A 16,648-nucleotide genomic window follows, 5' to 3' on the forward strand; every position below is an offset into this window, starting at 1 on the left:
AGAAGTATGTAAAGAGGGGGAGGGGAAGACCCGGTAGGCAGGAGGCGCTACCGGGCAAAAGGCGGAACTTATCTGAACAGATGCTCCGCATGGAAGCGGAGATGATCCTCAATAAAGGACGCCATGAAGTAATAGCTGTGGTCGTATCCCGACTGAATGCGCAGCGTTAGCGGCCAGTCCTTCTGGCGCGCGGCTTCCGCCAGCACCGCAGGCTGTAGCTGTCCGGCGAGGAACTGATCCGCATCGCCCTGATCGATAAGCATCGGGATCGCATTCACCGAGTCGCTCGTCAGCATCAACGCGCAGCTGTCCCATTCCTGCCATTTTTCTGCTTCTTCACCCAGATAGTGCGTAAAGGCTTTTTGCCCCCACGGCACCTGCGTTGGGTTCACAATCGGCGCAAATGCGGACACGCTGGTGTATTTCCCCGGATTTTTCAGCGCCATGATCAACGCCCCGTGGCCACCCATCGAATGTCCGCTTATCGCGCAGCGCTCGCTGACCGCGAACTGAGAGTGCACCAGGGCAGGCAGTTCATCGCGAATGTAGTCATACATGCGGTAATGGCTCGCCCACGGTTGTTCCGTGGCGTTGAGATAGAACCCGGCGCCTTTACCCAAATCGTATCCGGCATCGTCGGCCACGTCATCGCCACGCGGGCTGGTATCTGGCATCACCAGCGCAATGCCCAGTTCGGCGGCAATACGCTGGGCACCCGCTTTGGTGGTGAAGTTTTCGTCGTTGCAGGTCAGGCCTGAAAGCCAGTACAGCACCGGTGGATTGTCCGCAGGGGGCAGGAAAATGCTGAACGTCATAGCACAATTCAGCGTGGTGGAGTCGTGCCGCCAGCGCTGCTGTCGACCTTCAAAACAACGATGCTCTTCGAGCAGTTCCATGCAGGGCTCCTTAAAGGTAAGACGATTCATAAAACGCATAATACAGAGTTTTCATTGACCTGTGAGCAACTTTCACTTTCGCAGGACGGCGAGATGTTGCATCATAAATTTACTTTTCTTTAACAATTGGAGCGATCATGGCGCTGCGTATCGCGCTCAGCGGATTTGTTGTTCTGGTCGTGGCGATGGGGATAGGGCGCTTCGCCTTCACGCCTCAGGTGCCGCTGATGATAGCCGCCGGGCAACTCACGCTTACCAGTGCGGGGCTGGTGGCGGCAATGAACTATCTGGGCTATCTGGTGGGGGCATGGGATGCCATGCGCGCCCATCGCTTCGTTGAAACGCGTCTCTGGCTTGGCATCACCGGTGCGGTGGCGCTAACGCTGCTCTCCGCGGCGGCAGATAATGCCGTTGTTCACGGTCTGCTGCGCTTTGTGATCGGCTGCATGAGCGGCTGGTCGATGGTGCTGATTGCCGCCTGGACCAACGAGCGGCTGGGGCAGCTGGGCAAACCGGGACTCAGTGCGGCCGTCTTTGCCGGACCCGGGGCCGGCATCGCCCTGAGCGGCCTGCTGGCGGTCTATATTCAGGCGAAATCCTTGTCCGCCGGGGCGGCATGGCAAATCTACGGCGTACTGGCGCTGGTGCTGATTGTGCTGGTGGCGCGCTACCTGCCGCGGTCCGGGCAGCTCCATCGGCCCGGTACCGCGCCTAAACCGCTGCTGCTGACCGCAGATCTCAAGCGTCTGGTCTGGAGCTACAGCCTGGCAGGGTTCGGCTATATCCTCCCGGCGACCTTTTTATCGCAAATGGCGGCGGTGCGTTTTCCTGGCAGCCTGTTTGCCCAGTTTGTCTGGCCGATATTTGGCGCCGCCTCGGTGGTGGGAATTGCGCTCAGCATTGCCCTGCGGCATACATCAAGCGCTAACCGCAGGCTGGCGATTGTTCTGTGGTTACAGGGGATTGGCGTGCTGGCGGCCTGGCTGCTGCCGGGCATAGGCGGCTTGCTGACGGGTGGGCTGCTGGTGGGCGGCGGGTTCCTCTGCGCCGTGCAGCTCTCTCTTTTGTACGGTCGCGAGCTGGCGCCAGACCACACGCGTTATATGGCGGGACTGCTCACCACCGGGTATGCCATTGGTCAGCTGGTGGGTCCGGTCACGTCGGCACTGTCGACCTGGCTCACGCATCGGCTGGAACCTGCGCTGGGGCTGGCGGGGATCGCGCTGTTCGTTGGCGGAGCGTTAGTCTGGAACCGTCAGGCTGAAAGGCAACAGCAATTGCAATAATTATCGTCGTGAATACTGGATTATGTGCGTCGCCTCACGCACAATGAGCGCACACTTTTGCCACAACGAGGGCAAAAGACGCCACACCTGCAGGAGAAAAGAATGTCATCACTCAGTAAAGAAGCAGCCCTTGTCCATGAAGCGCTGGTTGCGCGCGGTCTTGAAACGCCACTGCGCCCGCCCGTGCAGGAGCTGGACAATGATACCCGCAAGAGTCTGATCGCCGGCCATATGACGGAGATCATGCAACTGCTGAATCTCGATCTGAGCGACGACAGCCTGATGGAGACGCCGCACCGCATCGCGAAGATGTACGTCGACGAAATTTTCTCCGGCCTGGATTACGCGAACTTCCCGAAAATCACCGTCATTGAAAATAAGATGAAGGTCGATGAGATGGTGACGGTACGCGATATCACGCTGACCAGCACCTGCGAGCATCACTTTGTGACCATCGATGGTAAAGCGACGGTGGCCTATATTCCAAAAGATACGGTCATTGGCCTGTCCAAGATCAACCGCATCGTGCAGTTCTTTGCCCAGCGTCCGCAGGTGCAGGAGCGTCTGACGCAGCAGATCCTGACCGCACTGCAAACTCTGTTGGGTACTAACAACGTGGCGGTGTCTATCGACGCGGTGCACTACTGCGTGAAAGCGCGCGGCGTGCGTGATGCAACCAGCGCAACCACCACCACTTCGCTGGGCGGCCTGTTCAAATCGAGCCAGAACACCCGCCAGGAGTTCCTGCGCGCCGTGCGTCACCACAACTAATCAGACAGGGCAGGGACCATGGAGCGAAACGTCACGCTCGATTTTGTTCGCGGCGTCGCCATTCTCGGTATCCTGCTGCTGAATATCAGCGCCTTCGGTCTGCCGAAGGCCGCTTATCTGAATCCTGCGTGGTATGGCGACATCACGCGCAGCGACGCCTGGACGTGGGCAATCCTCGATCTCTTTGCACAGGTTAAATTCCTGACCCTCTTTGCGCTTCTGTTTGGCGCGGGACTTCAGCTTCTCCTCAAACGCGGTACGCGCTGGATCCAGTCGCGTTTAACGCTGCTGGTTATCCTCGGTTTTATTCACGGGCTGCTGTTCTGGGACGGCGATATTCTGCTCGCGTATGGTCTGGTGGGGCTGATTTGCTGGCGGCTGATCCGCGACGCGCCCGGTGTGAAAAGCCTGTTTAATACCGGCGTGATGCTCTATGTCATGGGACTGGCCGTGTTATTGCTGCTTGGCATGATTGCCGATGCTTCCACCAGTCGTTCATGGATCCCGGATGCGGCCAACCTGCAATATGAGCAGTTCTGGAAGCTGAAAGGCGGCATGGAAGCGATAGGCAACCGGGCCGATATGCTCGGCGATAACCTGCTGGCGCTGGGCGCGCAATACGGCTGGCAGCTGGCGGGGATGATGCTGATGGGCGCAGCCCTGATGCGCACCGGCTGGCTGAAAGGGGAATTTAGCCTGCGACACTATCGTCGTACGGGAGCAGGGCTGGTGCTGCTCGGCGTGATCATCAACCTCCCGGCGGTGATGATGCAGTGGCATCTTCAGTGGGATTACCGCTGGTGTGCATTCCTGTTGCAGGTGCCGCGCGAACTGAGCGCGCCGTTCCAGACTATTGGCTATGCGGCGCTGATCTACGGCTTCTGGCCCCAGCTTTCCCGCCTGTGGATCGTCAGTGCGGTGGCCTGCGTTGGGCGGATGGCGTTAAGCAATTACATCCTGCAAACGCTGATATGCACCACGCTTTTCTACCGATTCGGCCTGTTTATGAAATTCGACCGCCTGACGCTGCTGGCGTTTGTTATTCCGGTCTGGATTGTTAACGTGGTGTTTTCGGTTGTCTGGCTGCGTTTTTTCCGCCAGGGCCCGCTGGAATGGGCATGGCGACGGTTAACCGCCCGCGCTTCGGGCGTGTCATTGCGTAATACATCCAGATAACGATCTGGATCACAATCATTAACAAAACGGATGTAAGCGTTTTCATCTGTGTGAGCTTCTTCACGTAGTCTCCTCTCTCTCGCTGCCAGAATAGCCACCTTGCTAAACACAGGGGGTGTCTGTGAGTTGCTGCAATCCTTTAAAGGGTGGTGAATATGATCACCATTCGTGACGTCGCCCGCCAGGCGGGTGTTTCTGTTGCTACTGTCTCCCGCGTGCTGAACAACAGTGCGCTGGTCAGCCCTGAAACGCGTGAAAACGTAATGAAAGCCGTGACCCAGCTGGGGTACCGGCCAAACGCTAATGCTCAGGCGCTGGCGACGCAGGTCAGCGATACCATTGGCGTAGTGGTGATGGACGTGTCGGACGCCTTCTTCGGCGCCCTGGTCAAAGCGGTGGACGTCGTTGCCCAGCAGCACCAGAAATATGTGCTGATTGGCAACAGCTATCACGAGGCTGAAAAAGAGCGTTATGCCATTGAGGTACTGATCCGCCAGCGCTGTAACGCCCTGATTGTGCACTCTAAAGCCCTGAGCGATGAAGAGCTGGCCGGGTTTATGGAGCAAATCCCCGGCATGGTGCTGATCAATCGTATCGTCCCCGGCTACGCGCACCGCTGCGTCGGTCTGGATAACATCAGCGGCGCGATGATGGCGACGCGGATGCTCATCAGCAACGGCCATCAGCGCATTGGTTATCTGGCCTCCAGCCACGGTATTGAAGACGACATGATGCGCCGCGAGGGCTGGCAAAACGCCCTGAAAGAGCAGGGCATTGCGCCGCTGGAAAGCTGGGTAGGTACCGGTTCGCCGGACATGCAGGGCGGTGAAGCGGCAATGGTGGAACTGCTGGGGCGTAATCTTCAGCTGACGGCCGTGTTTGCCTATAACGACAGCATGGCGGCAGGTGCGCTTACCGCGCTGAAAGACAACGGCATTGCGGTGCCGCAGCATTTATCGCTGATCGGCTTTGACGATATCCCGATTGCCCGTTACACCGATCCGCAGCTGACAACGGTGCGTTACCCCATTGCGTCGATGGCGAAACTGGCGACAGAGCTGGCGTTACAGGGGGCGGCAGGGCTGTTAGATCCTGACGCAACGCATTGTTTTATGCCGACTTTAGTACGCCGCCATTCGGTCGCTATCCGACAAACTGTGGCTCCGATCACTAACTGATAACATCACGTGATGTAACCGTTTTCAATCTGTGAGTAAATTCACAGTATCTTAACAAGCCGCTGTCTATGATGTCAGCGTTTTAGGGGCTGAAACACAATGTAACGGTGATTATTCACTTTTACCGTTACCAGCATGCCTCAAACAACGAATAAAACGCATTTCTGGAGCGTTACCGAACACGGAAGCTGGACATTTTATAAGTGAACTTCGGCGATCAGTAACGTTTTATTAACTTCTGCCCGCCGACCGTTTTTCACAAGAACTACCCTGCATAAAAAAACCGGAGATACCATGAATAAGAAGGTGTTGACTCTGTCTGCTGTCATGGCAAGCATGCTTTTTGGCGCAGCAGCGCACGCAGCGGATACCCGTATTGGCGTGACTATCTATAAATACGACGACAACTTCATGTCCGTTGTGCGTAAAGCAATTGAAAAAGATGCTAAATCAGCGCCAGACGTGCAGCTGCTGATGAATGACTCCCAGAATGACCAGTCCAAACAGAACGATCAGATTGACGTTCTTCTGGCAAAAGGCGTGAAAGCGCTGGCTATTAACCTGGTTGACCCGGCTGCGGCAGGCACGGTGATCGAGAAAGCGCGCGGCCAGAACGTGCCAATTGTCTTCTTCAACAAAGAACCTTCCCGTAAGGCGCTGGACAGCTACGACAAAGCGTATTATGTGGGTACTGACTCCAAAGAGTCCGGGATTATCCAGGGCGATCTGATTGCGAAACACTGGGCGGCGAACCCAAACTGGGATCTGAACAAAGATGGTCAGATTCAGTTCGTTCTGCTGAAAGGCGAACCCGGCCATCCGGATGCTGAAGCACGTACCACCTACGTTATTAAAGAGCTGAACGACAAGGGCCTGAAAACCCAACAGCTGGCGTTAGACACCGCAATGTGGGACACCGCTCAGGCGAAAGATAAGATGGATGCGTGGCTCTCTGGCCCGAACGCCAACAAAATTGAAGTGGTCATCGCCAACAACGATGCGATGGCAATGGGTGCGGTAGAAGCGCTGAAAGCGCACAACAAATCCGCCATTCCTGTATTCGGTGTGGATGCCCTGCCAGAAGCGCTGGCGCTGGTAAAATCTGGCGCTATGGCCGGTACCGTGCTGAACGATGCCAACAACCAGGCGAAAGCCACCTTCGATCTGGCGAAAAACCTGGCCGACGGTAAAGGCGCCGCTGACGGGACTAACTGGAAAATTGACAACAAAATCGTTCGCGTTCCTTACGTGGGCGTAGACCAGTCCAACCTGGCTGAGTTTATCGGTAAATAAGTTATCTGCATTGTCTTCACTGGGCGCAATTCGTTGCGCCCTTTTATAACGCGATATGCGAGGCCAACAAGGTATAATTATGGTCAGCACAACTACTCAGTCGTCCGGTGAATACTTGTTGGAAATGACCGGTGTCAACAAGTCATTCCCCGGTGTTAAGGCGCTCGATAATGTTAATTTAAAAGTTCGTCCACACTCTATTCATGCGTTAATGGGTGAAAACGGTGCGGGTAAATCAACATTATTAAAATGCCTCTTTGGGATCTATCAAAAAGATTCTGGCAGCATTCTTTTTCAGGGAAAAGAGATCGACTTCCATTCAGCGAAAGAAGCGCTGGAGAACGGTATCTCGATGGTACACCAGGAATTAAACCTGGTTCTGCAACGTTCAGTTATGGATAATATGTGGTTGGGTCGTTATCCAACCAAAGGTGTCTTTGTCGATCAGGATAAAATGTATCGCGACACCAAAGCCATTTTTGATGAGCTGGATATTGATATCGACCCGCGCGCACGCGTCGGGACATTATCCGTTTCCCAGATGCAGATGATCGAAATTGCCAAAGCGTTCTCCTATGATGCGAAAATCGTGATCATGGATGAACCGACATCGTCATTAACGGAAAAAGAGGTTAACCACCTTTTTACCATTATTCGTAAGCTGAAAGATCGCGGCTGCGGCATTGTCTATATCTCACATAAAATGGAAGAGATCTTCCAGCTGTGCGATGAAATCACCATCCTGCGCGACGGCCAGTGGATCGCCACCCAGCCGCTGGAAGGGCTGGATATGGACAAGATCATCGCCATGATGGTTGGCCGTTCTCTGAACCAGCGCTTCCCGGATAAAGAAAACAAGCCAGGCGAAGTGATTCTGGAGGTGCGTAACCTGACCTCGCTGCGTCAGCCGTCTATCCGCGATGTCTCTTTCGATCTGCACAAGGGGGAGATCCTTGGCATCGCAGGGCTGGTGGGCGCTAAGCGCACCGACATCGTGGAAACCCTGTTTGGTATCCGTGAGAAAGCCGAAGGCACCATTACGCTGCACGGTAAGAAGATCAACAACCACAACGCCAACGAAGCCATTAATAATGGCTTTGCGCTGGTGACGGAAGAGCGTCGTTCCACCGGTATTTACGCTTATCTGGATATTAACTTTAACTCGTTAATTTCTAATATTCGCAATTACAAAAATAAAGTCGGGCTGCTGGATAATTCCCGCATGAAGAGCGATACCCAGTGGGTGATTGACTCCATGCGCGTGAAAACGCCGGGCCACCGCACGCAAATTGGCTCACTCTCGGGAGGGAACCAGCAGAAAGTCATTATTGGTCGCTGGCTATTAACCCAGCCTGAAATTCTGATGCTGGATGAACCTACGCGCGGTATCGACGTGGGTGCAAAATTTGAGATATACCAGCTGATCGCCGAGCTGGCGAAAAAAGATAAAGGGATCATTATTATTTCTTCCGAAATGCCGGAATTGTTAGGGATCACAGACCGTATTCTGGTTATGAGCAATGGTCTCGTTGCCGGTATTGTTGAAACCAAAACGACAACGCAAAACGAAATTTTGCGTCTTGCGTCTTTGCACCTTTAAGATCAGGGGCTCCTCATGAGTGCGTTAAATAAAAAAAGTTTTCTCACTTATCTGAAAGAAGGCGGTATTTACGTTGTTCTTTTAGTCTTGCTGGCGATTATTATTTTCCAGGACCCTACGTTCTTAAGTCTGCTGAACTTGAGTAACATTCTGACCCAGTCTTCCGTACGTATTATTATCGCGCTTGGCGTGGCGGGACTTATCGTTACCCAGGGGACTGACCTTTCGGCAGGGCGCCAGGTGGGTCTGGCGGCGGTCATTGCGGCAACCCTGTTGCAGTCGATGGAAAACGCCAACAAGGTGTTCCCGGAGATGGCGACCATGCCGATTTTCGTGGTGATCCTGATCGTGTGCGCCATCGGCGCGGTAATTGGCCTGATTAACGGCATCATCATTGCTTACCTGAACGTGACGCCATTCATCACCACGCTTGGCACGATGATCATCGTTTATGGTATCAACTCCCTGTACTACGATTTCGTCGGCGCGTCTCCAATCTCTGGCTTCGACAGCGGCTTCTCGACCTTCACGCAGGGGTTTGTTGCGCTGGGCAGCTTCCGTCTCTCCTACATCACCTTCTATGCGCTGATTGCGGTGGCGTTCGTCTGGATCCTGTGGAACAAAACCCGCTTCGGTAAAAACATCTTTGCTATCGGCGGTAACCCTGAAGCGGCGAAAGTGTCCGGGGTCAACGTGGCTCTGAACCTGCTGATGATTTATGCCCTGTCCGGGGTCTTCTACGCCTTCGGCGGGATGCTGGAAGCGGGCCGTATCGGCTCTGCAACCAACAACCTCGGCTTTATGTACGAACTGGATGCGATTGCAGCCTGCGTGGTTGGCGGCGTCTCCTTCAGCGGCGGCGTGGGGACCGTGCTGGGCGTGGTGACCGGTGTGATCATCTTCACCGTTATCAACTACGGCCTGACCTACATCGGCGTGAACCCCTACTGGCAGTACATCATCAAGGGCGCCATCATCATCTTCGCGGTTGCGCTGGATTCACTGAAGTACGCGCGTAAGAAGTAAGATCTTCAGAATGAAAAGGCCCGCTCACGTAGCGGGCCTTTTTTTGCCTGGTGGCGCGACGCTTACCGGGCCTACAAAATCGCGATCGTAGGTCGGGTAAGGCGAAGCCGCCACCCGACAAAAGTTATTACTTCTTCTGAATTTCCAGCAACTGCTCTGGCGTTACCGCCGGGTAACCCTGTGCATTCTCCGGCACTTCGTGCATCGTTGGGATCGGCACCAGCGGGCCTAAAAAGCGCGGTTCACGTTTGAATAAGTACAGGTCAGCCAGCGCGCCAAAACGAGCGCCAAACTCACGTACGCGCACGCTCAGCATATCCTTTGGCGATGGCACCGCATAACACTGCGCCTGAATGCCCATATGCAGGGCGATAAACAGCGCCCGCTCGCAGTGGAAACGCTGGGTAATGATGATGAAATCATTGGTGTCGAACACCTTGCGGGTACGCACGATGGAATCAAGCGTGCGGAATCCGGCGTAGTCGAGCACGATATCGGCCGGGTCGACGCCTGCGGCAATCAGATCTTTGCGCATCGTCACCGGCTCGTTATAGCTTTGCAGCGCGTTATCGCCGCTCAGCAGCAGATAGTTCACCTTGCCGCTGTTATAGGCGTTCAGCGCGCCCTGAATACGATACCGGTAATACTGATTTATGACGCCAGTGCGGTAATACTTGGCGGTGCCAAGCACCACACCAACCTGACGGTAGGGGAGATCCTGTAGGTCATCAAAAATGTAGGGGGCTGTTTTCCAGCTCATCCAGCGGTCGAGACCCAGCACGATCAACAGCAGTATGCCGACCAGGACAGACAGGCTGTAAAACACGCGCTTTAACATGCAGATGGCTCGTACCGATGATGAAATTTCCCTCAGGCTACTGTACCCGCCTGGTTAGCGCAAGAAACAGCGATTCAACTGAGGGGTTTTTCGTCAGACTGGCGGGCAACTCTGCCCGCCGAACAGATTATGCCAGCAGCACGCGGTCGATGGTTGAACAGCCCAGCGCTTTCAGCGTGGCTGCGGTCGCGTCCCACTGGATCAGCGGCGCATCGGCCTTTTCAGCCAGGATTGCGCGCTGAATATCCGGGTAGTCATACCCGTTCAGGCTAAGCAGGTTCAGGGCACCCTGGAGCGGAGGCAGCGTCGGGTTAAATGCGGCGTTCTCTGCATAGCTGCCGGTGAAGATGCGGCCGTCGCGGCACTGAAGGGCGACGCCGCTTGGAGATTTGCTGTATGGCGTGTGGCTTTTATTGGCGGCGGCAATGGCCGCTTCGCTCAGCTCATCTCCCGAGAGCGCATAACCGTGGTCCTGCTCGTCCATCAGCAGGGTTTTGATCTCAAGATCTTTCGGGCCGAAAGCATCCGGCAGGTAATCACCCAGCGTATGCGGTGCGCGTCCTGGCAGGTTGATACGCAGTTCAAGACCGCTGTTCAGCTCATTCATAAACTGGCGGCAGTGGCCGCAAGGGGTATAGTTGACGGTGATGGCGCGCAGGGCTTTTTCGCCGCGCAGCCAGGCGTGACTGATGGCGCTCTGCTCCGCGTGGACGGTTTGCTGCATGGTCGCACCAAGAAACTCCATATTTCCGCCGAAGTACCAGGTCCCGCTCACGCCGCGCGCAATTGCACCTACGTTAAAATGGGAGAGGTCAGCGCGGGCGCAGGCAGCCGCCAGGGGAAGCAGGGCGAAAGCCAGCGCGTCTTCGTCCAGCCCCGTTGCCTGTTTAAGCGTCGTGACCTGATCTGCCGTCAGCAGGGCGGGGAAATGCGCATCCGCCAGAACCGGAGCCAGGGCTGATTGCAAATTCTCTGCAAGCTGAGAGAAAGCAGCTTGAAAACGTGGATGCATGACGTTGCCTCATCAAGGTTAATGGATCGGTAGTGTACGGAGCCGCACGGCCTTCATATGTGATCCAAATCTCATTATGTGTGCAACTTATGAAATGAAAATGAAATTTGCGCGACGCATCGCAAATTTTAGCCCAATACTGCCAGAATAACCGGGAAGATAAACGGCGCGACCAGGGAAGTGATAATCCCGCAGATCACCAGCGCCAGCGAGCTGAATGCCCCTTCCTGATAATCCAGTTCCGCGCAGCGTGCGGTGCCCAGCGCGTGCGAGGCGGTACCCATTGCCAGACCGCGTGCCGCTTTGGTCCGAATTTTCATGATATTCAGCAGCGTATGACCAAACACCGCGCCCAGGATACCGACAAAAATCACGCACACGGCGCTGATGGCCGGAATGCCCCCGATGCTGCCGCCTACGGCCATGGCAATCGGCGTGGTGACGGATTTAGGCAGGATAGAGGCGGCGATCTGCGGCGACGCGCCCATCAATAAGGCCACCGAGGTACCGGTGATCATCGCAACAAGGCTACCCACAAAGCAGATGGTAATGATGGATTTCCAGCGCGCGCGGATCTGATGCAGTTGCTCATATAAAGGAAACGCCAGCGCCACCACGGCAGGCTGCAACAAATCGTTGAGGATCTTGCTCCCGGCGAAGTAACGCTCATAAGGAATGCCGGTGAGCAGCAGAAAAGGAATAATCACCACCATGGCGACCAGCAGCGGGTTGAGCAACGGCATTTTGAAACGCACCGCAAGCTTACGCGCAGCAAAGAACACCGCCAGGGTTAACGGCAGGGACCACCAGATATTAGCCATCATTTTTTTGTTTTCTCCCCGACGACCTTGCGTTCGCCATGCACAATGTGTGAACTCCAGCTGACGACCAGGAATACCACCAGCGTACTGATGGCGCAGGAGACCACAATCGGGCCGAACTGCGCTTTAAGCACATCGTAATACTGCATCACCCCAACGCCGATAGGCACAAAAAGCAGGGCCATATAGCGAATGAGAACGAAGCACCCCGGATTAACCCATTTCGCGGGCAGCACCTGTAATGCCAGTAGCACAAACAGGATCAGCATGCCGATAATGCTGCCGGGTATCGTAATCGGCAGCAGCGAAGCGATAAAAATGCCGGCGTACAGGCAGGCATAAATGAGGACGAAGGCGCGAAGGTATTGCCAGATAGTATTCAGTGATTTGCTCATGGTGAAAGTCCTTGCTGAGACGTATTCATCATACAATTAAACCTGAAAATGTGCCACGGATCACATCATGAATTTTGGGCATACCAGATATTCCGCAATGGAACGCCGGGCTTTCAACATACATAGAGAGCAGCTACTATAGCGCGTCTTTTTTCACAGGTACTCAGAATGCGTGTTTTACTGGCCCCGATGGAAGGTGTGCTCGACTCTCTCGTGCGCGAGCTGCTTACCGAGGTGAACGATTACGATCTCTGCGTGACGGAGTTCCTGCGCGTGGTCGATATGTTGCTGCCAGAAAAATCATTTTATCGTCTCTGCCCGGAACTGCATCGTCAGAGCCGTACCCCGTCCGGTACGCTGGTGCGTGTCCAGCTGCTCGGCCAGTATCCCGAGTGGCTGGCTGAAAACGCCGCCCGCGCGGTAGCGCTTGGTTCGTACGGCGTCGATCTTAACTGCGGCTGTCCGTCAAAGCTGGTCAACGGCAGCGGCGGGGGGGCGACGCTACTTAAAGATCCGGAGCTGATTTATCGCGGCGCAAAGGCCATGCGTGAGGCGGTTCCATCGCATCTGCCGGTGACGGTCAAAGTGCGTCTGGGATGGGACAGCGGCGATAAGCAGTTTGAAATTGCTGACGCGGTGCAGCAGGCGGGCGCCACCGAGCTGGTGGTGCACGGGCGAACCAAAGAGGATGGTTATAAAGCCGAGCGTATTAACTGGCAGGCGATTGGCGAGATCCGCAAACGGCTTACGATCCCGGTGATTGCCAACGGCGAAATCTGGGATTACGAGAGCGCGCAGGCCTGCCTCAAAGAGACCGGCTGTAATGCCGTGATGATTGGCCGCGGTGCGCTGAACGTGCCGAACCTCAGCCGGGTGGTGAAATATAATGAGCCGCGGATGCCGTGGGCGGATGTGGTGAAACTACTGCAAAAATACACGCGGCTGGAAAAGCAGGGCGATACCGGCTTGTATCACGTCGCGCGCATTAAACAGTGGCTGAGTTATTTGCGTAAAGAGTACGACGACGCGCTGGGATTATTTCATGAGATCCGTACCCTACAGACGTCTGCGGATATTGCCCGGGTGATCCAGTCAAAATCCTGAGCGAAGTGTGAAGAGTTTGCCCGGCGCGGAGCCGGGCAACAGAATCAGAAAATCATCTTGAATACGCCGGTTACCACCAGCAGCCCTATCAGAAATATAATCAAAATAACCCACAATAATATTTTCATTCGCCTCTCCTGCGTATGTCTGTCGAAGTAAGTGTAGCAGCCAATTCATAATTAGCATGAATGCATGAAATTAAATCATTGACTTGGGGAATAAATTTCCGGATATGAAAATGTATAACAATATGCGGATTGCCACGCGTTACTAAAAAACGGAACGTCAGTAAGCGTAAGTTGCGCCTTTATTTTTTTGAGTTCATGGCGTAATGAAACGTTCTCTTACTTTATCTCTGAGTGCTCCTCTTGTTTTTATGCTGGCCGCCTGCGCGCCGGAACATGCCACGGTGTCTCCAGTAAAAACGCAAGCCGCCGCCGCCGCTGTAAATACCCAACTGCGTCATGCCGACTGGCCAAAAAGCAAATGGTGGAAAGACTTTAACGACCCCCAGCTCAACGCGCTGATCGACAAAGCGCTGGCTGATGCGCCGGATATGCAAATTGCCCGTCAGCGTATTACCCTGGCGGAAGCACAGGCGAAAGCCGCTGTCGCTGCTGAGGGTCCACAGCTGGATTTTTCCGCAGATGTTGAACGGCAAAAAATGTCGGCAGAGGGGCTGATGGGGCCATTTGCGCTGACCGACCCGGCGGCGGGAACAACCGGCCCCTGGTACACCAACGGCACCTTTGGTCTGACGGCGGGTTGGGATCTGGATTTATGGGGTAAAAACCGCGCCCAAATTGAGGCCCGCATCGGTCAGGTGAATGCGCAAAAAGCGGAGCTGGAGCAGACCCGCCAGCTGCTCGCCAGCAGCGTCGCGCGGCTGTACTGGGACTGGCAGACCGAGGCCGCGGTGGGTGACGTACTCGCGCAAATCAAACGGGAGCAGGAAAATATCATCGGTGCCGATCGTGAGCTTTATCAGCACGGCATTACCTCCTCGGTGGAAGGCGTTGAAACGGATATTAATGCCAGCAAAACCGATGAACAGCTCGCTGACGTGCACGGCAAAATGAAGGTCATTGAGGCGCGTCTGAATGCGTTGACCCATACCCCTTCAGTCACGCTCGCCCGGCATGCCTTACCTGACGCAGAGGCGTCGTTGCCATCAACGCTCGGTTATGAACTGCTGGCTCGGCGCCCGGATTTGCAGGAGGCGCACTGGTATATCGAAGCATCCATGAGCGAAGTGGATGCCGCCAGAGCCGCGTTCTCCCCTGACATCAATTTGATGGCATTCTTGCAGCAGGATGCATTGCACCTGAGTGACCTGTTCCGCTCATCTGCGCAGCAAATAGGCGTAACCGCGGGGCTGACGCTGCCAATTTTTGACAGCGGTCGGTTGAATGCGAACCTGGATATCGCCCAGGCGCAAAACAACCTCTCCGTGGCGAACTACAACAAGGCCGTAGTGGATGCCGTAAACCAGGTTGCCCGGACGGCCAGCGAAGTGGAAACGCTGACCGCCAAAAATCAGCACCAGCAGCAGATCGAAAAAGATGCGGCGCGCGTCGTTGCGCTGGCACAGGCGCGCTTCAGCGCCGGGATCATTGCCGGATCCCGGGTGAGTGAAGCAAAAATTCCGGCGCTCAAAGAGCGTATTGCCGGGTTGATGCTGAAAGGTCAATGCGTGGATGCCACGCTCCAGCTCACTTCCGCGCTCGGTGGCGGATATCATCACGGCTAACATTGCGCATTATCTATACTTACCTCTTTGCAGATTTTCAGGAGGTGGATATGACGCGAGTCGCAATTGTTACCGCATCGGATTCCGGAATTGGCAAAACGACGGCCCTGATGCTGGCCGAACGCGGGTTTGATGTCGGAGTAACCTGGCATTCAGATGAGAAAGGGGCGCTGGCAACCTGCCGTGAAATTGAAGCGCGTGGGCAGCGTGCCGAGGCCATCCATCTCGACTTAAGCAATTTGCCGGAAGGTGCAAAGGCCATTGAAACCCTGATTACGCGTTTCGGGCGGCTGGATGTGCTGGTTAATAATGCCGGGGCGATGAACAAAGCGTCTTTTCTGGACCTGTCGTTTGACGACTGGCGGCACATATTCACCGTTGACGTGGACGGCGCATTTCTCTGCTCGCAAATAGCAGCGCGTCAGATGGTGAAGCAGGGGGAAGGGGGGCGGATCGTGAACATCACCTCGGTGCATGAACATACGCCATTGCCGGACGCCAGCGCCTATACGGCGGCCAAACATGCGCTGGGCGGGTTAACAAAGTCGATGGCGCTGGAGCTGGTTAAACATAAGATTCTGGTGAACGCCGTTGCGCCCGGAGCAATCGCCACGCCGATGAATGATATGGACGACAGCGAAGTGAAAGAAGGCGCAATGCCGGAAATCCCGCTGGCACGGCCAGGGCATACCAAAGAAATTGCCAGCCTGGTGGCGTGGCTGTGTGACAGCGACGCCAGCTACACCACCGGGCAGTCGTTTATCGTCGACGGCGGTTTTATGCTGGCGAATCCGCAGTTTAAGCCGGAGGGATAGGTTCCCCTCACCCTAACCCTCTCCCACAGGGAGAGGGAACTAAAAACCCCCTCTCCCTGTGGGAGAGGGCCGGGGTGAGGGCATCAGGCCGCACTCACTCCTGATCCCGCCTCTTCTCTCTGTGCCGCATCCACAGCCGTACCACAATCACCACCGCAACAACCAGGATCAACCAGGCCCAGTGTTTTAGATGCTGATCGAGATTATGCAGCCACGGACCTATTACTTCGCCACCCACGTAGCCAAGCGTGGTGAAAATCAGCGCCCAGGCAATCGCCCCGAGAATGTTCAGCGGCAGGAAGATTTTCGGCGGTAAGCGGCTCGCGCCAATCAGTATTGGCCCAATGATGCGAAAGCCGTACATAAAGCGGGTGCCAATCACAAACAGCCAGGGACGTCGCTGGATAAGCCGCTGAGCACGGCGAATTTTCTTTTGATGCTTAGTAAAACGTTGCAAAAGGGTCGGGCCAAAGCGCAGCCCCAGAAAGTAGAGCAGCTGATCGCCAATCATACCGCCCAACGCGACGGCGGCGACCACCAGCGAGAATTTCAGCAATCCCTGATGTGCGGCCACCCCGCCCAGCAGCGTGATGGTTTCGCCTTCCGCGACGCTGCCGATCACCAGCGCGGCGTATCCATATTGTTCAATAAGACCGTTGATATCCATTACGTAAACGTCATCTCCCT

16 protein-coding genes are annotated in these 16,648 nt (G+C 55.3%); 10 read left to right on the forward strand and 6 right to left on the reverse strand.

Annotated elements, in window-relative coordinates:
* Window positions 1–68: 68 nt before the first annotated feature.
* Window positions 69–896: an S-formylglutathione hydrolase gene (gene fghA / locus IM290_RS08460; protein ID WP_193042295.1), complete on the reverse strand. Its 828-nt coding sequence runs from the start codon at window positions 894–896 to the stop codon at window positions 69–71.
* Window positions 897–1,033: 137 nt separating this feature from the next.
* Here fghA and IM290_RS08465 point away from each other — a divergent pair, with 137 nt between their 5' ends.
* From IM290_RS08465 to mglC, 7 genes are all read left to right on the forward strand, one after another.
* A complete protein-coding gene (locus tag IM290_RS08465; protein WP_193042294.1) occupies window positions 1,034–2,182 on the forward strand; it encodes a YbfB/YjiJ family MFS transporter in 1,149 nt (382 codons plus the stop codon).
* A gap of 102 nt (window positions 2,183–2,284) precedes the next feature.
* The gene (gene folE, locus IM290_RS08470) at window positions 2,285–2,953 is read left to right on the forward strand and encodes a GTP cyclohydrolase I FolE (RefSeq protein ID WP_015572317.1); all 669 of its coding nucleotides are present in this window, start codon (window positions 2,285–2,287) and stop codon (window positions 2,951–2,953) included.
* Between the two features lie 18 nt (window positions 2,954–2,971).
* Entirely contained in the window at window positions 2,972–4,129 is a 1,158-nt protein-coding gene (gene yeiB / locus IM290_RS08475) for a DUF418 domain-containing protein YeiB (RefSeq protein WP_015572318.1), read from the forward strand.
* Between the two features lie 155 nt (window positions 4,130–4,284).
* Entirely contained in the window at window positions 4,285–5,307 is a 1,023-nt protein-coding gene (gene galS, locus IM290_RS08480; protein ID WP_193042293.1) for an HTH-type transcriptional regulator GalS, read from the forward strand.
* 294 nt (window positions 5,308–5,601) lie between these two features.
* Window positions 5,602–6,600: a galactose/glucose ABC transporter substrate-binding protein MglB gene (gene mglB / locus IM290_RS08485; protein ID WP_017383382.1), complete on the forward strand. Its 999-nt coding sequence runs from the start codon at window positions 5,602–5,604 to the stop codon at window positions 6,598–6,600.
* Between the two features lie 79 nt (window positions 6,601–6,679).
* On the forward strand, window positions 6,680–8,200 hold the full coding sequence (mglA, locus tag IM290_RS08490; protein ID WP_003859320.1) for a galactose/methyl galactoside ABC transporter ATP-binding protein MglA: 1,521 nt from the start codon (window positions 6,680–6,682) through the stop codon (window positions 8,198–8,200).
* Between the two features lie 15 nt (window positions 8,201–8,215).
* Window positions 8,216–9,226, forward strand: coding sequence for a galactose/methyl galactoside ABC transporter permease MglC (mglC, locus tag IM290_RS08495; protein WP_003859318.1), 1,011 nt, complete (start codon window positions 8,216–8,218; stop codon window positions 9,224–9,226).
* A 127-nt stretch (window positions 9,227–9,353) separates the two neighbouring features.
* On the opposite strand, the gene sanA is transcribed toward mglC, so the two are convergent.
* The 4 genes from sanA to IM290_RS08515 all read right to left on the reverse strand — a co-directional run bounded on the left by sanA (window position 9,354) and on the right by IM290_RS08515 (window position 12,292).
* Window positions 9,354–10,064, reverse strand: a complete 711-nt coding sequence (gene sanA / locus IM290_RS08500; RefSeq protein WP_017383381.1) for an outer membrane permeability protein SanA — start codon at window positions 10,062–10,064, stop codon at window positions 9,354–9,356.
* 127 nt (window positions 10,065–10,191) lie between these two features.
* Window positions 10,192–11,076, reverse strand: a complete 885-nt coding sequence (gene cdd / locus IM290_RS08505; protein WP_032103253.1) for a cytidine deaminase — start codon at window positions 11,074–11,076, stop codon at window positions 10,192–10,194.
* Between the two features lie 128 nt (window positions 11,077–11,204).
* Entirely contained in the window at window positions 11,205–11,900 is a 696-nt protein-coding gene (locus tag IM290_RS08510; RefSeq protein ID WP_193042292.1) for a CidB/LrgB family autolysis modulator, read from the reverse strand.
* Entirely contained in the window at window positions 11,897–12,292 is a 396-nt protein-coding gene (locus IM290_RS08515; RefSeq protein WP_003859308.1) for a CidA/LrgA family protein, read from the reverse strand. The genes IM290_RS08510 and IM290_RS08515 overlap by 4 nt, the downstream gene beginning before the upstream one ends.
* 168 nt (window positions 12,293–12,460) lie before the next feature.
* Here IM290_RS08515 and dusC point away from each other — a divergent pair, with 168 nt between their 5' ends.
* The 3 genes from dusC to IM290_RS08530 all read left to right on the forward strand — a co-directional run bounded on the left by dusC (window position 12,461) and on the right by IM290_RS08530 (window position 15,961).
* A complete protein-coding gene (gene dusC, locus IM290_RS08520) occupies window positions 12,461–13,396 on the forward strand; it encodes a tRNA dihydrouridine(16) synthase DusC (RefSeq protein WP_193042291.1) in 936 nt (311 codons plus the stop codon).
* A 331-nt stretch (window positions 13,397–13,727) separates the two neighbouring features.
* Window positions 13,728–15,146: a multidrug resistance outer membrane protein MdtQ gene (gene mdtQ, locus IM290_RS08525; protein WP_193042290.1), complete on the forward strand. Its 1,419-nt coding sequence runs from the start codon at window positions 13,728–13,730 to the stop codon at window positions 15,144–15,146.
* Between the two features lie 50 nt (window positions 15,147–15,196).
* Window positions 15,197–15,961 (forward strand): SDR family oxidoreductase, encoded by a 765-nt coding sequence (locus IM290_RS08530; RefSeq protein WP_193042289.1) that lies wholly within the window; start codon window positions 15,197–15,199, stop codon window positions 15,959–15,961.
* Window positions 15,962–16,055: 94 nt separating this feature from the next.
* Here IM290_RS08530 and IM290_RS08535 read toward each other — a convergent pair whose 3' ends face one another.
* Window positions 16,056–16,628, reverse strand: coding sequence for a DedA family protein (locus IM290_RS08535; RefSeq protein ID WP_193042288.1), 573 nt, complete (start codon window positions 16,626–16,628; stop codon window positions 16,056–16,058).
* Window positions 16,629–16,648: the final 20 nt, after the last annotated feature.

This window comes from Enterobacter cloacae complex sp. S1 (assembly GCF_014930525.1).
Lineage (GTDB): Bacteria > Pseudomonadota > Gammaproteobacteria > Enterobacterales > Enterobacteriaceae > Enterobacter > Enterobacter hormaechei_C.